Origin of the sequence: Bacillus sp. BB081, assembly GCF_008368895.1 — a bacterium.
Lineage (GTDB): Bacteria > Bacillota > Bacilli > Bacillales > Bacillaceae_G > Bacillus_A > Bacillus_A wiedmannii.
In genome coordinates this window covers 1-18,494 of sequence record NZ_QOZX01000048.1, presented here as the reverse complement: position 1 = coordinate 18,494, position 18,494 = coordinate 1, and the positions used below count along the sequence as shown (strand labels likewise).

Annotated in this window: 13 protein-coding genes; all 13 read right to left on the bottom strand. The window is 33.9% G+C overall.

Features of this window, described 5'->3' with window-relative positions; translation table 11 throughout:
- Nucleotides 1-135: 135 nt before the first annotated feature.
- Nucleotides 136-462, bottom strand: coding sequence for a nucleoside triphosphate pyrophosphohydrolase (locus DN394_RS20270; protein WP_149294172.1), 327 nt, complete (start codon nucleotides 460-462; stop codon nucleotides 136-138).
- Nucleotides 463-607: 145 nt separating this feature from the next.
- On the bottom strand, nucleotides 608-1,825 hold the full coding sequence (gene jetD / locus DN394_RS20265) for a type I Wadjet antiplasmid transformation system protein JetD (RefSeq protein WP_098110212.1): 1,218 nt from the start codon (nucleotides 1,823-1,825) through the stop codon (nucleotides 608-610).
- Nucleotides 1,785-5,099 carry a type I Wadjet antiplasmid transformation system protein JetC gene (gene jetC / locus DN394_RS20260; protein WP_252197164.1) on the bottom strand — a complete coding sequence of 1,105 codons (3,315 nt, stop codon included), beginning with the start codon at nucleotides 5,097-5,099 and terminating at the stop codon, nucleotides 1,785-1,787. The genes jetD and jetC overlap by 41 nt, the downstream gene beginning before the upstream one ends.
- Nucleotides 5,077-5,670: a type I Wadjet antiplasmid transformation system protein JetB gene (gene jetB, locus DN394_RS20255; protein WP_098110210.1), complete on the bottom strand. Its 594-nt coding sequence runs from the start codon at nucleotides 5,668-5,670 to the stop codon at nucleotides 5,077-5,079. The genes jetC and jetB overlap by 23 nt, the downstream gene beginning before the upstream one ends.
- Before the next feature lie 9 nt (nucleotides 5,671-5,679).
- The gene (gene jetA, locus DN394_RS20250) at nucleotides 5,680-7,062 is read right to left on the bottom strand and encodes a type I Wadjet antiplasmid transformation system protein JetA (RefSeq protein ID WP_098110209.1); all 1,383 of its coding nucleotides are present in this window, start codon (nucleotides 7,060-7,062) and stop codon (nucleotides 5,680-5,682) included.
- 144 nt (nucleotides 7,063-7,206) lie between these two features.
- Nucleotides 7,207-7,947: a MerR family transcriptional regulator gene (locus DN394_RS20245; protein WP_149294170.1), complete on the bottom strand. Its 741-nt coding sequence runs from the start codon at nucleotides 7,945-7,947 to the stop codon at nucleotides 7,207-7,209.
- 8 nt (nucleotides 7,948-7,955) lie between these two features.
- Nucleotides 7,956-8,207, bottom strand: a complete 252-nt coding sequence (locus tag DN394_RS20240; protein ID WP_000808329.1) for a hypothetical protein — start codon at nucleotides 8,205-8,207, stop codon at nucleotides 7,956-7,958.
- A 3-nt stretch (nucleotides 8,208-8,210) separates the two neighbouring features.
- A complete protein-coding gene (locus DN394_RS20235; protein ID WP_098110207.1) occupies nucleotides 8,211-8,549 on the bottom strand; it encodes a magnetosome magnetite crystal formation protein family in 339 nt (112 codons plus the stop codon).
- Between the two features lie 581 nt (nucleotides 8,550-9,130).
- A complete protein-coding gene (locus tag DN394_RS20230) occupies nucleotides 9,131-10,876 on the bottom strand; it encodes a DUF2075 domain-containing protein (RefSeq protein ID WP_098110206.1) in 1,746 nt (581 codons plus the stop codon).
- 3 nt (nucleotides 10,877-10,879) lie between these two features.
- Nucleotides 10,880-11,218, bottom strand: a complete 339-nt coding sequence (locus DN394_RS20225) for a nucleotide pyrophosphohydrolase (protein WP_000004504.1) — start codon at nucleotides 11,216-11,218, stop codon at nucleotides 10,880-10,882.
- Nucleotides 11,219-11,968: 750 nt separating this feature from the next.
- Nucleotides 11,969-14,413: a restriction endonuclease-like protein gene (locus DN394_RS20220; protein WP_141503395.1), complete on the bottom strand. Its 2,445-nt coding sequence runs from the start codon at nucleotides 14,411-14,413 to the stop codon at nucleotides 11,969-11,971.
- Nucleotides 14,388-16,922, bottom strand: coding sequence for an MrcB family domain-containing protein (locus DN394_RS20215; protein WP_149294169.1), 2,535 nt, complete (start codon nucleotides 16,920-16,922; stop codon nucleotides 14,388-14,390). The genes DN394_RS20220 and DN394_RS20215 overlap by 26 nt, the downstream gene beginning before the upstream one ends.
- A 99-nt stretch (nucleotides 16,923-17,021) precedes the next feature.
- On the bottom strand, nucleotides 17,022-18,227 hold the full coding sequence (locus DN394_RS20210) for a TerD family protein (RefSeq protein WP_149294168.1): 1,206 nt from the start codon (nucleotides 18,225-18,227) through the stop codon (nucleotides 17,022-17,024).
- Nucleotides 18,228-18,494: the final 267 nt, after the last annotated feature.

Sequence of the window (18,494 nt, the reverse complement as noted above, 5' to 3'; positions counted from 1 at the left end):
CTATAAAAAACATATCAAAAATGTAAATAATCTTTGTAATATACAGGAAGAAAGATTAGGTTTTCAGCATGGGATTTCAATTTTCCCAACTACAACTACAGTAGTTTTTCTTAGTGATTTATTACTTGGTAGAAGCTATTTATCGGTTACTTCGATTAAAAAGACTCGATCTGAGAAGCCACCTCTTTCTTCTGCTTTCTTTTTACGGATGTTGTTGATTTCTTCTAGTGTTGTGCCTTCGTGTTCGGCTAGGGCGTTTATTAGTTCTAGGAGATCGGATAGTTCTTCGAGTTTATGTTTTTTTGTGTCTGCTTCTAAATATTCGGTTAGTTCTTCCTCTGTTTTTTTGCAGATTTCTTTTATGTATTCGTCTTCGGGTAGGATTCTTGTTGTGGGTGTTTTTCCGTTGGTTTTTATTATTTGTGGGATTTTATTTCGGATTAGTTTGTTGTAGGTTGGCATGGTTTCGGCCTCCAATTTTTTATTGTAGTTATTATTAATAGAGCAACATAAATAGAAAAGGAATACCTGAACTCAACTTTAAAATCATCGGCATTCCTTTTCTTCTAACATATATTTATTATTTTTCAAATAACATTACAGTCCTTTAAACAATCACTTCCTGCTCAACACGCTTCTTTTCTTTAATCATTTCTTTAATTAATTCATACCATAAAGAATAACGCTCATTTTCTAACATCCTCAGTAACTTTTCTTCATATTCTTCACTAAACTCCATCCCATACTTTACATATTTCCTATAGGTAGATACATCCATCATATATGGCTCAAGCTCTGAAAAAAACGAACGCTTAATGTACTCAAATATTTGGATTCCTCCATAGTCTAGATCTCCATAGTGATATACTGAAATTGGATGTTTTTTCAAATACACATTCAACTTTTTTAATAATTGCTGTACATTCTTTTTTGGAAATCCACCTGTATAGATAAATAACATATTATTATTTTTTTTAATTTTTTCATAATAGGTCGTCATGTTCTCAATAAGCATTATACTTTCATCGTGTACATACTGAATTTCTAATTCTTTTATTGTTTCATCCATTAAACCAATCCCACCAGGAAGGGAACCTAGAGCAACATTTTCTCCTCTAATACAAACATCAATATTTCCTTTTATATAGACAGGTTGGATGTTCTCTAAAATCCCAATACTCTCTAAGTATTCCTTATCACTCTCATACTCTATATCCCCATACCTTTTATATATTATTAATAATCGATTTTGTATCGTAGTTTCAAAAAGTTTCGTATCCCCGAATACTAATTGGCTAAAGGTCCTTTTCGGTATACTATCTTCCAAACCTTCTAATCTAGAAAGTACTTTTACAAGTAGTTCATAACCTTTAACATCGTTTAAATCAATTCTTGCCGTTTTTTTATTTTGAAACGACTGTTGAACTTCTTTATACCATTGTCGAACCCAACTCCATGAATGAATAGCCAATGGTTCTAATACTTTTAAAATCTGATTCATTTTTTCAAATTTCGGCTCTATACCAGCTTCGCTATAAGCTAGCGGAATAAAATCATACTGTAAATAAACTTTTTCAGCAATCCGATTCTCTTCCCACTTTTCCCACTTCACTTCAATAATTCCTTTACTAAGTAAGTCCTTTAATGCAGTATTAATTTCTAAACGGTTTGTATAATCCATTTCATCATTATATGCTTTAGAAAGTTCATGCTTTTGCCGAAATGAAAATTGAGGGCGCTGAGCACTTCTCTCACCTGTATGAACAGTTTTACTGTTTTCATATTTATTCAATAAGACTGAAAGAATCTTGCTCTTGTAATCCAATTACCCCATCCTCCTTTGGATAAGATAACATGTCAGCAAAACATACATGCCCTACTCGGTTAATTATAATGGCTGTATCTGCCTCAGCTGCCATATGAGCCATTTTCTCATCCGGAACAGCTGCAATTAATTGCAAGTCCAACTGTTTAATAAGACGTAAACTAATTTGAATCCGTTCTTCATCCATTTTATTAAAAGCCTCATCAAACACTACTAAACGAATGGTATTTTTATTTCGATAAAGATGTTGAAATGATGCCAAGATTGCAATATAAAACGGTGTTTGCGTCTCTCCACCGGACTGCTCACGTAATAAGCTTGACATATATCTCGTTCCATTTTCATTTTTAATACTTAAATCAAAGTCGAGATAATTACGATAGTCTACAAACTCTTCGTTTTCACCATACTCGCCTATCACTAATCTACTAAATAAGTCCTTTAAAATCTCCGCCCTATCTTCATCACCAAAATCAAAAAGAGATATCTCCGGTTGCACCCTTTCATCCATAATCACATCATAAAATCTTTTATATTGTTCACTTGGCTTTATTACAAATCGATACGTGTCATTCCGGAATTTAAATCTTCCTAACGCATGGTTTAATTGATTAAATTCTCTACGCGCCGCTTGAATAGCCTCCCGCATCTTGTAAATAAAATGAGACTGAAATTCCTCTTCAGCTTGTTGCAACGTTTCCTTGATCTCTTGTTCAAACTTCGGGATATCGAGATTTGCAATTTTCCGGAGTGCTTCTTCGTACTGCTTATTATCTTTAGCCTGTATAATTCCTTGGAAAGTTCGCGCTTCATTATAAGACTTACGTTCACTTTCTAGAAAACTCCATTTTTCTTCGTATTTATTTTGATTTTCTCTTTTATTATTTTCGTATTTATTTTTTATAGCACCATAGGCCTTCTTTGTAGAAATAGCTTGATCGTACCCTTTTTTGGCCTCTTGTAATAATTCAATTCTATATTCAAACTTCCAACTTTCCCACTTCTCTAAAATCTCTGTTGCGACCTTTTCCTTTTTCCATAGCTCACTTTTCACACTTTGAAGTTCTTCCTTCATTTTCCCAATTTGTTCAAACAATCTACCTTCTTCTCTATTAAATTGATTATATTTCCCTTTCCACTCTTTCAACTTTTGGTGTAACCTTTCTAATTGTGACAAATCAAGAGTATTCAATTCACTATGCCATTTATCTATATTTATATTAAAACCCAAAATCCTATCATTTAATGAAAAATTCAACATATAATTTTTATAATGAGATTGCTTACCTTCTAAAACTTCAATCCATTTCTTAAATTCCTTAATATAGTACCCTACCATTTGCAGTTCTTTTTGAATTTCCTTTAAGTTTTCTTCTTTAATTTCTAATTGCCTTTGAATAGCATGTGCACCTATATATGGAGTTTCATATACTTTTCTAGGAATTTGGCGTGCTACAAGACGTTGATAACTCATACATGTCGCAGTAACAGCTGTTTTATGCTTTCGTAATTCTTGTTCATTGTCCGCCTTTATTACCCTGCCTAATAAATGATGGATCCGAGCCTGTACTATTTTGTTACCACCTACTATCTCTTCAGCTAAAGAACCCTTCTCAACTTTTCCTAAATATGCTTTTTCTTTTTCAGTATCAACAAGTCCAACACCTTCAAGACCAAGATTCCACTTTTCCCTTTCGTAGATAGACAGTGCAGTCGCAAACATATGTGGTTCTACCAAAATATCAAATCTTTGAGTATTCAAATACCCTTCTAGGGCATTTCGCCATTTATCATTTTTTATTTCTAACTCTTCACAAAGAATCCATACTTTCGATTGATCCTCTAAATGTTTTTCTAGTAAGCCCTTCAACTTTTCAACAGACATAGGATAAGAGCGCTTCTTTCTTTTTAAATTCTCTATATCAGAAAGTAATTTTTGCTCTTCTGTTTTCAATTCAACAGATCTGTGTTCCAATTCTGCTGTACTCTTATAAAAACGCCCACTAATTCGTTTTAAATTCTCTCCAAGTTTATTTAATATTTGCTCTTCCGCATTCCCTCCAGTACCATCATTATGTGACAATAAGGCTAGACAATCTCTCCCTATTTCCAATGCATGCTTCTCGCCCTTGCTTAAAGAGAAATATTCGTTACCTTGATAATTAAAAAGGCTAGAAATATCCTTTTCTTCTCTTTCTAAACTATGAACATATACATTTTTGGCACGCTCTAAATCATCACATTCTTTTTTCGCTTGAGTTATTTGTTCTTGTAATTGTTTTTGTCTTTTTTGTTCAGCACTATCCTTAATCTTAATTTCATACTCAATCTCTTTTGTTCTAGCATACTCTTTTTGTTCTGCTGTCTTTTCTTGATCTAATTTACATTTTCTTAATTCTTTTTCTCTCTGTTCAATATGTTTTTGACACATGCTCATTTCTTCTTGTATCAATAAATAATCTAGTCCCCGAAGAATATACTCTTGAATGGAAAGATTCTCTTCTAACTCTATACATTCCATATAAATATTATTGATTCGCTCCAACTCTTCTTTTCTTTGCTTTAATTCTTCTAATTCTTTTTGCAATTCTTCATGTGTTTGAAAAATACTCCTCATAACATCAATTTTAAGTTCTTTTTCATCTAGTATATTTTTATATACAAAATCCCTCATATTATCGATTGGTTTAAATGATAATGCTTTCGCAAACGTTTTAATAAATCTTTCATGTAATCCACCGAAGCGTTGTAATAAAGCTTTTTGGTATTGAATTGAACTTTTTTCAATTATTGCCTTCGGAAATTGCACTCTTATTTTTTTTGAAAAATCCGCTTGTGTTTCTACGTAACGTTTCCCATTTTTTGTATTTAAAAACGAAATCATATTAATTTCCGATTTAGGTATAATAAAATACTCTTTTATTTTCTCATCATCTTTAAATACATCGATTGAAATACCAATTACAAAACTTTCTCCTACCTTCTCATCATAAAATTCCGCAACAATATACGTTGTAAAATACCCTTCTCGTACAAAAGGTTTTTCTTCTGTCCCTATTTTCCCCCGCAAATAATTAATTAAAGAACGCTTAGCTTCCTCATATGCCGCTGAATTAAATTTAATCTTCCGCTCATCCGAAATAAAGAGAACTTGTAAAGCATCAATGATAGTGGACTTCCCTGCTCCTGTATGACCAGATATAACCGTTTGTTTTCCAAATATAATTGTCTCATCATTGTAATAATGCCAGTTAATTAATCGTAGTTTCTTCATCCATTTCAATTTGATCCCCACCTTCACTATAAGACTTTATTTTTTCATACAATACATTTAAATCCCCTTGTTGCAACACATGAATGCATGAATGGAAAAGCTGAAAACGACAATCATCCAACTCTATGTCATTATCAATTGGTCTCAAAAGTTGATTTTGCTTCCCCATCTGCACAAGTTCACGTAACTTCGTTTTTGTTACAAATGTTAATCGAAACGTCTCATATTTCCCCTTGATTTCTTGAAGAGTGGTAAATGGATATTGACTAATAGATAGCGAGCTGCGTTTTTCCTCATAAATAAGTCTTAATACTAACAACCAAATCGTTTCGTCTTTCTTCAATTTCAACCGATGCTCGTAATGTGGCGAAGCAATAACAATGCACCCGTGCTTTTCATCAACAATAAAATCCCAACCAATTACCTGTAAATATCGCTTAATAATATCTTTATTTCGTACTGCCAATTGATACTTTTCACGTTCAAATTCTTTCAATAAAAAATTATGAGAAAACAAATAATTCACAACAACTTCCATCTCGTCTCTTTCTCTATCCAATATATTTTGCATAACTTCCCCCTAATTTTCTCGTTTTATCGTGCGATTAGAAAATGTATAGCCCCTTTGTGTAATAAAGTCAGGTGACTCTTCACTTAACGTATATCCAGCGTCCCTACTGTAACCATACAAATAAACGTAAATTAAATACAAAGCGTCCTCCTCGTTTTGCAAATCCAATTCACTCATCTCTATCTCTTGACGCCCCTTCATTGCTTCCAACACAAATTTTCGGATTTTCTTTCTATTAATAACCTTTTCAATACGTCTTAAATTTTCAGCTTTTAGCTCCTCTCGCATCTCTTCACTAATTTCGGTAACCTCATGCTGTTCTGGTTCATATACACCTTTTTTCTTACGTGGGGATAACAGTGATGCTTCTTGAAGTTGCCGAAACTGTACTAAACGAAACGGGGAAGAATGGAGTATATTCTCATCCGTTTGCCTGATATGTTCTAAAATATAAGATATTTTGTAATTAGTACTGTCATTATAAGTACTTAAATATCGGGAACGATCTAAGACCGCTCGTAAATATTGATAATGACGTGCGTCAATTTGATTACAAATTTCATCTAAATTACTATAAATTTCTTCTACTCTATACATTTTCTTACTTAGTACATCCATTGCTTCTTCTTGACTAGTAGAATATCCACTTTCTACAGCATCTTTGGCAGCACGTTTCATGAATTCATCATCTAAAAACCAAGTCTGTATACGCTCCAATATTTTATTTCGATATCTCGACACATGATCCGATGTCCTTAAACGATGATAACTTTTATCAATTATATCTTTTTTATATTCTCCAAAATGATGTTCCAACACTTGTTGTATATCATCTTTAGCTGCAATTGTTTCCATGTGATTTTTCATATTGTGCAGTAAAATTGTTAATTCATCATAAAGTTGCTCACTATATTTTTCAGACTCCAAAATGGCTGAAGCTGGTCGCTCCTCCGCCTCCACTCCTGTTAATAATTGATATGTCGTAAAACAATATCTTTGATATTCAATTGTTCTATTTTCACAAATTTCCTTTAGCACAGCCAAAATACGGCTAGAATACACTGGAAGTACTATAAACTCTTCAAATTGATCACGTATTTCCACATCAATCCATTTAAGTTTCTTTAAACGTCGAAGTACCACATTCGCTCTCTCAGCACTGTCTTGCACTCTTTCTTCCATTTCATCTTCTACATCAATACATTCTCCTAGCTCCTCTTTCGTTTCTATCAATTCTTGAATCTCATCTTTCATCAAGCTATATAATATACCAGCTCGATTGATGTGGAATTGTTCATATAGTAAAAAAGCAACTTCAGCATAAAACCCTCGATTTTTCCCAGTAAACAAATTGAAATAATTTTCCGGAATGCATTCAAATAATTTTTTCATTTCAACCTCCTTCTTCAATACCATCTTGTGACCTTATCACCTGTAATTTTCAATACTATAATGATGCTTCCCTGCATTAACTTACAAAATTAAACAAATTTTTACAATTAAAAAGAAGCGCCTTATAAATTGTTTTTCATCAACTTATAAGGCGCTTCTCATTGCTTCTTTTATATAAATTTCTTCTTCTATTGTGAAGAGAGTTGGAAATTCAGATAATGGAAGGTTTGATTTTTGGATTATACTCTCTATATCACTTTGAGATGTATCAAGATAGTTCGTTACCTCTTCTATTAAATTAAAAAATTCCTTCAAGGTAACTTGAACATCTTGATGACTCGGATCCTTCTTTTCTACCTTGCACTTTTTCAACTTCCCTATCACATCCATAAATCGCCGATCAAATTTTTCTTTTAGTTCCTTATTATTATAAAACGCTCGAACACTATCCGTTGAAAAGTGTTCCTCTAACCATTCTTTATTTTCTTTCTCCCATATGAAAGTTTGCAAAAATGAAGAAAACAAAGCAACATCCACTCGTTCTTCCTCTTGAAACTTCTTCGTCATCTCATCCATATGCGAAAGCACCTTCGCAATTCTTTCTTGCTCTGCCAAAAGCATCTCTCTTTGAAAATGTATTTGTCTTAAAAAATCTTCCGTCTCAATATCACGCTGCAATATAATATTTTGAATTTCACCAAGCGAAAAACCGAGATGCTTAAACGATTGAATTTGCTGCAGCACATGCAAATCATCTTTCGTATATAACCGATGCCCGCCTTCAGTATAATCGCTCGGCTTTAATAAATTAATTTTGTCATAATAACGAAGCGTCCGCACCGTAACATCCCCAACACTTGCAAACTCACTAATCATCCACGCCATATCATCACCTACTCCGATAACTTCTCTTGCACATACTGAAGCATACGAGAAAAAATCATCTCATTCTGCCGACAATATTGAAACAAACCTACTACAAGCAGTAAAAAAGTAACATTACCTCTATAACGATTTTCATACTCACTAATACCATCATAAAAGTACTCATACTTTCTTTTCCGTAAAACGATATAAATCGCAATAAACAACACAGCAATCATAACCAAAAGTCGCTTTCCCCTTATTTCCACTTCTTGTTTCATCACCTATTCTCCTTCCACCGAATACTTATCTTCTTTAAATAACGGAATTCGAATGAAATAACGATATGTTTCGTCTCTTATTACTTTCCACGCAACAATGATCACTTGAACAACCTCAAAGACAAACACAATCCAAAACAAAACATCACTAATACGCGAACTAATATTAAATAGAAGAAAGATTAACAAATGAAAGTTGAACGCCTTTCGGCAATGATATTTGTACACCTCATTTTTACGTGCCAGTGTAATGTACATGAATAGTGGTGAAAAGATTCCTATTGCGGCTGAGAGTAATAGCATGATGATGGTGTTTCTTTTTTCTTTTGTGGTGGTTTTCATGATTGATTTTGTCCCCCTTTTTGATTTGTCTTCTTTAGGTTAGGGGGTGACGTTGGGGGAGGTGCAAGGGGAATGTATAGAGAAAATTTATTAATACCGATATAGGTAAAATTAGACCTTTCCCTTGACAGAGTGGAGGTTATTATTTAAAGCTTTATAAGTACTTTACTTACAAATAAAAAGAAGGGCGTATACCTCATACGCCCTTCTTCCATAGCTAACAATACACTTTATCCAACTACTATTTATCTATTATATTTAAAATTTTCTCTACTTCACCTAAACTCACTCATCCCATGTGAAAATAAACTTGATACCTTATCCAGAATCTAACTCCCTTTGTATCTAAACGTTATTCCCACTCAATCATATAGGCACAAAAAATCCCTTTAAACTCTTAGGTTTCTCAGCCATTTAAGTTAATTTGGTGGGGCTTTCGGTGGGAATTCAAATTGTTCATAATGGTTATGTGGCCAAAAGCCTCATACCTTATTTAATGAAGTTTGCAAAAGGTTATGATAAGCTCCTGAAAATACGAGCTGAAAGTTGTAAAAAATTTGAGATCGTAAAGTTTCTGGTACTTATTTAATCTCCAATATTTCCTTCATATACTTTTTAAATGCATCATTTTTCCAAAAACCCAATCGAATCCCGTCAATCCCTCTGGTCATTAGAATATAGTAAATATTCAATACAAATAAGGTAAACTCTTTTGCATTTTCCGGGCTTTCATCGTCTTTAGAGAATTTGCCGTTTACATTATGGAAATTTTCTGGATTGCCGAATAATCGGCCCTTTTCGTCGACTTGAAGATCATTGCCGACTAATACGCCGACTTTATTCAGATCAATTCCCTGAACTGCAAAGACGGAGCCAATCTGCTCTTCAGCATCGGCATCATCTGAATAAATCCAATTCTCTTGAGTGGAATTCCATCTTCGTTTGATGTTTCCTTCATGCCAATGAGTGATTGATGGGTCTTTGCCATCAGCCTGTTTCCAAGGCTCAACTAATCCACCTAGCACGCGATTTATATGTTCGTGATTAAAGTTTCTGTCTTCTTCTACCCAGTCAATCAAATTCTTTAAAGGTTCTGTTTCGAAATATCCAAAATAAGCATCAACATCACTATCTTGGAACACAGATCTGTCAAATTTCGGATTAAAATTCGTTTTTTCTAATAGATCTGTATCCTTATATAAAAGATATTTTATACCATTTACAAAATCTTCTGATGTGTAGTTCTTTCCCGCTGGAGCTTGGATTCTAAATTGCGTTGTTAAGTATTTCTGTTCAAAGTTCTTGGTTGCTTCATTAAATTGCGCACGTGTCATATTGGCAGGGCGAATAGCTTGCAACACGTCATACATTAACACCATTTGACGGCCTAATTTTTTCAAAGCCTCTAAATGATTCTCATCCTGGGCAAATCTTCCTTTATATACTTCATTAAAAGATGCCATTTGCTTGGAAAATTTTCTAGAAAGCTTATGAGATTCGTCAACAATTACAACATCATAATTTTCATTGGCATTAATGAGCTGTGTCGAGGTAGCAATTGTCAAATTGCTATTGTTCATTCCATATACTCTAAAAATCTCCTTTGCCGTTTTAATCCAATTAGGCTGTAAAACGACCGCTATTCGATGATTAGGTTTTTCTTTCAACAGCTTAGCGACCAAATGAGTCAGCAATACGGTTTTTCCAGTCCCTGCATCTCCATTAATTACAAAGCTTTTATCAGGATTAGATTCAATCTCCTTAAGAAACTCTATTTGCTGATCTGTTAATTCTTTGATTGGGCTATATTTGATCAGTGCTCCATTACGTAGCTCATCTAAAGTCGGTGTACTTACCCATCCTTTAGGGTATAGCACTTCTTCCCAAAAAGGCAAAATGATTTCTAGAGCAACCTTTTCTCGGTCTCTGTAGTCATTCACGCTGTTACCATTGTTCCGATTAATAACCTCATCATTATCATATTGAACCAGCTGCTTTTTAGCTTTTGGATTATCGGCCATAAAGTAGGTAATCAACTGACTTTCGACATCATCTAAGGCTGAACCGTTAAAATAGGATGAAGTAAGAATAATTACTTGGTCGAAGTCTGCTATATTAAATTTTTCCTCTTGACCATTGTAGTGCTGCTTATTCCGCTCAATAAATTGTTTCGTTTGTCCAATGTAAATCTTTTTTGACTTCGTTCCTTTGTAGATATAAACGACATTTCCATTTCTAAGAATATTTTGTTCCGGCTGGCGAAATTTATCGAAACCTTCCAATTCTCCATTTTTTACTTTCAATGTTATACAGTTGTACTTAGCCATGGTTCAATCCACCTCATTCAATTCATTATATTTCTTTTTTTGACCAAAGCTTTTAGGAACGGGATATTTTCGGTCATTCTTAATCAGTTTTTCAGCGATGATTTCATCGATATCAAAGCCTAGATTATCGGCCATCATATAAGAGTAAATCAACACATCGGCCAGTTCTTCTTTGAGTCGCTCGGGATTTTCCTTGGCTTCCTCGGGTGTTTTCCATTGGAATAATTCCAATAATTCATTTGCTTCTAAAGAGATGGAAATGGCTAGATCTTTTTCATTATGAAATTGCCGCCAGTTACGCTCATCTCTAAATTGATTAATTCGCTTCATTGATTCGCTCATATTCATTTCCTTTCATACCTTCCAGAAAATGTCCCTTATCTCTTGATTACTCAACCAGATATAGGTTTCTTTTCTAGCTCGTGAGTGCATATTACCACTTTAATAACATGGAAAATTTTTCTTGAATTATTATTGTTATTTTACCACAGATATTATTTGGCTTGTTTAATAAAGGTATAATTCTTCATCTTTTCTAAGTCAAATTATCATTATTGATTTTTCTTTTCCCAAAATTCTTTTTGTTATTTGAAACATTGATACTAATAAAAAATAACCCTATCAGAATTTGACAGGGATGTTTGCTTCCATGCTCCACCACATTCTTGGCAGAGAACCAATTAATTTCAAGAAAAATTAATCTTCCTATAACTCGTAAATCTCTATTGAATCAGCGTAAAAACTTCATTTCTATCTTTATAGTTTATTTCCATTCAATTCTATACAGCCGTTGAAGCTCCCCAAAAATCAAAATTTCTTAACTATCTATGCTAATTTAGCGGCAGTTTTGGTGGAGGTATTATTCTTTTTCAAACAATATTGATGATACCTCTCCACCGCTACAGCTATATGCTCTATTTCAAACTATTAAAAGAAAAATTTTCTTTTAATAAAATCTATACCTGCTGTATGTAACCATTCATCGGTTTCTTAATAGATTAGGTTTGTTCACTCTGCTAGCCAATAAATAAAAACATCTTGCGATAACTCACTTGTTCCATGTAAAAATAAGGTTGTCCTCTTATTTTTACATTATCCCCCAAAATTTAAAATCTCTAAAACTTCCCTAAACAACACCGAACCTCTCCCAACAACCAACTCCAAAGGAACTTCCTTAACTCGCCCATCTCTCCCAACCAGAACAACCTCATTCTCATAATCAACCCAAATCTGAACATCCTGCACATAATAACTCTTAATAGCAGAAGCCTCATCTAAATTACGATGATCCAGCTCAACTTTAACTTGCTTCGTAAAACGACGCAGCGTTTTCCAAAGAGTTCGTTCTTCTTTTGATTTCATAAATAGTTCTGGGAGTTCTTGTACTTCTTTTAATAAAGACATAGTTGTTATTGTGTATGTTTGAATACCATATCCTACCGGGCGGATGAGATGGTCTAGTTTTTTCCATGGCTCTAGTTCGAAATGTACATATTCATTGTTTTGTTGCATTTGAATGTGTTTGATTTTTGCTACGTATTGAATTCCGCCTTTTTCCCCGTGCCATTTTTTCGGTGCATATAATGCTATGTACTTTGCTTCTTGCCATCCTGGTTTTAACTGTGTGATTGGTAGCTGATATAGGCCTTCTTTCCTATATGTTTCATAGTCACTTTCAGTTTTCACGCTGCCTACTAATACTTTTTCTTCTAGTGAAGAGTGCCATTCTTCTTTTGTTCCTCTTGGAAGAATGCCTTCTCTTATAATTTCTTCTGGGCTTTTTTCAATGAGATGATCTAGAAATTGTTCTACTAGTCTCGTTGCATTTGGTAAGAATGGAAAGCCACCAATATTTACTTTTTCTATACTTTTATAAAATGGATGGTTCTCGTACGCTTCCTCTTGGTTCCACGGGAATAGTACGTACGCTCCGTAGGCTGTTCGCTCAAAAGGCCCCTCTTGTTCTACTACGAGTGCGTCTCTGTAACGATGCATTGTGTTAATATCTTCTTCCATTGGACCAGGGGTGCCATACTTCCTTTTATAATGAGATCTTTCAGCAAAATCAATTCGATATTTCGCATCAAAAATGTATTGATATTGATAATTCTTTCCCTTTTTCTCAATAGCGAGCATCGTATCTGGCTTTTGTGTAACTGTTGGTAGTCTACCGTTTCTTTTCTGGAAATACAGTTCTATTACTTCATCAGTGACTGGATGTTTGAACGTTCTTTTTGCAGTTTTGCTTTCATCAAGCGTTACGTATAATCCGTCTTGCTTAACTTGAATTACATCTTGATGGAGCGGTATATACTTTTTCGATAGAATTTGTCCGAGTTTTAAATACGTCCAGTATTCGTATAACCTTGCGACATCCTTTACCGACATTTTGAAAATTTGTCCTCGTAATGTTAAACCTCGCGATAGCATTAAAAATATTTGATATGCATCTCTATAGCCTGCCGCCATTTGGATTACGAGTGAAAAGACTGAGCGATCTAATTTTCCTATTCCTCGCCAAAATGGATCGTTCAATTCATTTTTCATTCGATACTTCATATTTTTTACACGCTTTAGTAAATCTTCATCAGTTACACCACGTGTATATCTAGACTTTGGCTCTAGCGCCTTAAGTAAATCTTCTATTTTATGTACGACTCTTTGAATCATCCATTTAACAAATCTATTTTCTAACGTATCATAAGACACTTCCTTATAAGCTGTAATACCTTTAGTTGGTATACTATTTTCTCCTTGCAGCAAGTGTGGTCGCTTTCGTAAATAATTCATTCCGACAGAATCCAATTTACGAATTTTTTCTCCTCGTACTAGTTGATGCCTAGTCATAAGCGTATGATGCGGTTGTCTTTTAATATGAGAGATTGACTTCATAAAACGCTCAAAGGAATCATTTAAAATACGATAAAACTCACTCTTCGATGGATTTGTGGCGTAAATTGCAGATGCTCCTAAGTAAGTTCTCTTTAGTAAATGAAACGCTAAATTATAAATTTCATCATTTACTTCATCTAATAAGGCTCTGTAATCATCCTTATAATCAAGTTTTGCCGGGAAAACTTCAAATGTAACAGTTAATAAAGTATCTTGCTCGTCTTTAATTTCAAATGTTGTATTTCCTACTTCATTCGGAAAAGAAAGATTCCCCATTAACACATGAAGTGAACCCATTTGAATGGAACTAACTTGTTTTCGAAATCCTGGATGTTCATGATAAAAAGAGAGCTGCTTGTTATTTTTCGGAACAACAACAAGCTGATAACTTCTATTTTCAAAAAAGATTGGTGGATGTTCGTTCCATTCGTCTAGCCTCTGCAATCTAGCATCAAATACAGAAACGGCTTCTGCCTTCCCATCTACATGAAAATACATCATTTCATCCGCATTCATAGCATGATATTCTTTTAAACTCTCATATTTTTCATGATAAGGATTTCCTTTAATCGTCAATGATAGCTCCTCTGTTTCAATCTTAACTAGCTCTATCTCATTATTAGATCCAGAAAGAGGTGAAACCATCATACTCGAACCTCCTTAACATATTAGACAGCTTGTTAGCGGAACGAGGATACTTAGCATATGAAGCGTCACTATTGCTACTATCATATTCTTCATTTGCACATAATACATACAACTGCTTTAATACCTCTTCTGTTCTTCCATCACTTCCTGCAAGACGCGGTAAAATCTTTTGATATATTTGATAATCAAGTGCTTCATCGAATGACAATAACTTTCCTTGTTCGTTGTATGCCATATAGAAACAAATTTCATCTCGTATACGATACCCAACTTGAGCACCCACTGATTCAAGTGTTTTATTTATTTCTATTAAAATGTTCGATATATTTCTCACAAGATCTTCGTTTTCTTTAAAGCATTCTTTTAGATGAAGATACTCAGTTTCTAAAGAACGATTTGAAGCAATTTCAGCTTCCTTCTCTTCTACATCCATTAAGAAATTAAAATAATCTAAGTTAACGGTATTAAACTCAATTGTATTCGCACGATCTAATACTTTCTTACTTAACGGATGTGTCGTTTCATCCATATTTACCGTTCCGATAATATATACATTTGATGGAATTGTAATATGCTTATTCGTAATTGATTCTGGAAGTACTGGTGACGTAACAATTTTTCCATCTTTCCACTTACGACTTTCAATTACACTTAAAAAGTCACTAAAGTAGTATTCCACTCGAGCTAAGTTCATTTCGTCCAACACTACAAAATACGGCCTATTTGGATTTGCATCTGCAGATTCAAGCACCTTAATTAACGGTCTTTCTTGAAACTCCCCTTGAAGATTCACATAACCAAGTAAATCAGAACTATCACTCCAATCAGGTCGAACCGGAATAAGCGTAAATTGTCCATTCTCTTCCGTTGCTCCTAAGCTCTCCGCAAACCACTGAACAATTTTCGTTTTCCCTGTACCTGAAATACCTGATAAAATCACAAACGGCTTCGTCTTTAATGAAAGGAAGAAATTAATAAGATCCTTTTTCTCATAAAAGAAACCTTTACTTTGAATATAAGAAGACACATGATCAATAATGGATTGCTGATCTAAATGAACTTCTTTCCTCCCATAAATCACTTCATATTTTATTCCTTCCTCTTTATAAGCAATAAATCCCTCATAATAGCGAAGCATTTCTTCTAGATCCTCTACTAACTCTTTTTCACTTGGCATTTTATTAGCAGCGTACGCAATATATGCAGCTGTTGAATTCGCATATCCTTTCGCTTTTGAGCTTGTCCCTAGGAAAATCTCATCATCTTTTTTCACCTTTTGGGACATATGTATTTGCTCACGAATCTCTTCTTTAATTTTTTGCATCTCTTCTTTAGACGTTTCCGTCACACCTTGCGCCAACGTTAAATATAATCGTTCCATATCTTCACTAAATAAATAAACGATATAATATCCTCGCTGCGTAGATGTCGTAATATCTTTATTCATAATTGCAAGCCATGGAACAGCAGCCCAGTTTCCTTGTCCAATTGATCCTGTGACAACATACTGATTATGATCAATAAATGGTAACCTCGTTATTTCCGTTGTCATTTCATTCCTAACAACCGATCCCATTTTATGACCCGCAAATCTTTCTGTTCTTGCCTGTAAATACTCATCCATAACCGTTAAAAACTTTTCACGTAAATTACTGTTCATGCTACCGCCCTTTTCCCCATCATCTTTTTCATATTGTTCAATAGGAATCCATTCATCATTAATTACTCCTACTTTTTCAAGCCAATCTAGTAAATTATTCGTACGCCGCTTCGCTACCGATTCGACCATCAAATTATCCCCTAATGAATTTCGGACAATCGTCATTCCAAAATCAACTAGAGCTTCTTTCTTTTCATCCTTTGAATGCTTCTCTAACAATCCAAGAACGAATAAAACATGACGGAAATATTCTTGTTTTAAAACTAGCTGTGCCATGTAGTTTTTCTTATCTTCCGATTGAACATATTCGCTTAATAGCAGCTGATTCATTTCATGAGATTCATTCAAAAAGCCCAACAGCCTTAGATCTTGACGCGCGCGAGACTTCCTACTATATAAATTTTCATCCATTTGTTCACTTAACGTACTTGGATTATATGTACCATTTATGATCTCTTCTAAAAAGAGCATGACTTTATCATATTTTTCACTTGGTAGGTTATCAGTTTGGGCTTCTTTAAATGTAATAGCTCCTGCTCCCATTACATTCACAAATGGAAGCTGTGAAAAGAAAGCTACCAAGAAAGTATTACATTCACTCGCTTGTCCAAAACCTTCACTCTTTACTGTACGCATAGCGATAAATTTTCTCCAAGCATCCTTAAGAATTTCAAAGCTCACTTTAAAATAAGGTGGTGCTTCCCCTTCATATTGCTCACGTGAAAATTTAGCTTCAACGTATAATCCTTCATCATCTTTATTTATAACCAGATAAGTTTTATCACCATTTATATATTCAACCTGCTTCGTTAATTTAGCCAATTCAATTACGAGTTGCTCTAACATCTTCATCCCCACCGTTACAATAAATTACAATTACTACTATTTTACCAAACTATGTATAAAAGAAAAATCATACAATATGATGTATGATTTTATACTCTATTATTTAAAATACTTCTGATAATCCTCTTCATTTTTAAATTCAATCGGTCCGACATCCATTCGAAACTTCCCGTTCTCGTACAACAGTGGTGAAGCCTCTGAATGGTCTTTTGAGTAGCTTTCTACATGTGAAATTTTCATCTCATTTGAATTAGTGAAATCAATATGAGCAATACACACCCAATAAGCATGGTCATTTATTTCTAATAATGGTGCTGTTACAACGCTTCCCATATGATTATCGACAACAGCTTTAGCCCTCATAGAATAGAAACTACCTATTCCATTTCCGACAGCACTATACGCAGCAAATAAAACATATTTCAAAGCTTCTGGTCGATAAATACGAATTGTTTCTTTTCCTGGTTCTTGCGAATCACCGTCCAACACAATATACGGCGACACTTTAGACAAACCTAGATTTTTATAGTAAACCTTTCCTATCTCTCCATTAGTTGTTACGTAAAAACAATATAAATCTAAATCTTTATTTGTTTCCCACTCTAAAGTAGCTGTTACCATTTTAGATTTTTGTATATTTATAGATTGTTTTTTCTTCAATTCAACCTTCACTACATTAATAGTTTTTTGTACTGGAGGCGGGGTAGGAACTATTTTCTTCTCTACAGGAGGAACAAATTGTTTTTCATCCTCTGCGATTTCTATTCCAAAATTTGTACACAATGCAGCTAACCCACCAAAATAGCCAGCTCCAATAGGATTGAACTTCCATCCTCCTCCATGTCGATATAGCTCTCCAACAATAATGGCACTTTCATCTGTAAATGGATACGTGATAGGAAAATGAATAATTTCTAATCCTGATTGTGCGTTGTTTATTTTCAATTGAATATGTGAAACATCTCGTAGCGCCTGTTTCTTCTCTTCAGCATTATGAATTGTAATCGAAAATACAACCTTTTGTACCTCATCTTTTATATGAGTAAAATCTATCGAAAATCTTTGTTTACTTCCATTTGCGATATTTTGATTTAATTGAACAGATCGACAACTAGAATAAGGTTGTCCATAAAAAACGAAATCCACTTCTTTAGTAATTTCCCCATTAAAACCTACTAAAAAAGCTGATGCATCTACATCCATATTCATCGGGGCATCCCAAGTTAAATCTACCAATACTCCTCTAATGCCCGGATGATTCTTTGTGACGTCTATCTTTTGTCCCCTTACTAAAGTATGTATCATCATAATTCCCCCGTCCTACACCTTTAATGTTTTTTCATTCAGTTCAATTATACTCCTCTTTAGATTTCCCTTTCTATCTTAAACTATAAAACCATAATAATTAATTATTATTATAAAGGGAAAAATCCATATAAAAATTATTGAACTAAATACTCTCTATTTAAAATTCTAAATAAATATACTAAGAATGATATCAATATTTCATGAGTTGAGGTTGCTAAAATTACTTATCAACTTTAGCTCCACCAACCATCCCCCCATACCAAT

What these genes read in the sequence shown, in the direction of transcription:
- DN394_RS20225 (WP_000004504.1), bottom strand. Translation starts at nt 11,218, where the DNA reads ATGAGCGAATCAATGAAGCGAATTAATCAATTTAGAGATGAGCGTAAC.
- jetC (WP_252197164.1), bottom strand. Translation starts at nt 5,099, where the DNA reads ATGAAGAAACTACGATTAATTAACTGGCATTATTACAATGATGAGACA.
- DN394_RS20240 (WP_000808329.1), bottom strand. Translation starts at nt 8,207, where the DNA reads ATGAAACAAGAAGTGGAAATAAGGGGAAAGCGACTTTTGGTTATGATT.
- DN394_RS20230 (WP_098110206.1), bottom strand. Translation starts at nt 10,876, where the DNA reads ATGGCTAAGTACAACTGTATAACATTGAAAGTAAAAAATGGAGAATTG.
- DN394_RS20270 (WP_149294172.1), bottom strand. Translation starts at nt 462, where the DNA reads ATGCCAACCTACAACAAACTAATCCGAAATAAAATCCCACAAATAATA.
- DN394_RS20210 (WP_149294168.1), bottom strand. Translation starts at nt 18,227, where the DNA reads ATGATACATACTTTAGTAAGGGGACAAAAGATAGACGTCACAAAGAAT.
- DN394_RS20245 (WP_149294170.1), bottom strand. Translation starts at nt 7,947, where the DNA reads ATGGCGTGGATGATTAGTGAGTTTGCAAGTGTTGGGGATGTTACGGTG.
- DN394_RS20235 (WP_098110207.1), bottom strand. Translation starts at nt 8,549, where the DNA reads ATGAAAACCACCACAAAAGAAAAAAGAAACACCATCATCATGCTATTA.
- DN394_RS20215 (WP_149294169.1), bottom strand. Translation starts at nt 16,922, where the DNA reads ATGTTAGAGCAACTCGTAATTGAATTGGCTAAATTAACGAAGCAGGTT.
- DN394_RS20220 (WP_141503395.1), bottom strand. Translation starts at nt 14,413, where the DNA reads ATGGTTTCACCTCTTTCTGGATCTAATAATGAGATAGAGCTAGTTAAG.
- jetB (WP_098110210.1), bottom strand. Translation starts at nt 5,670, where the DNA reads ATGCAAAATATATTGGATAGAGAAAGAGACGAGATGGAAGTTGTTGTG.
- jetA (WP_098110209.1), bottom strand. Translation starts at nt 7,062, where the DNA reads ATGAAAAAATTATTTGAATGCATTCCGGAAAATTATTTCAATTTGTTT.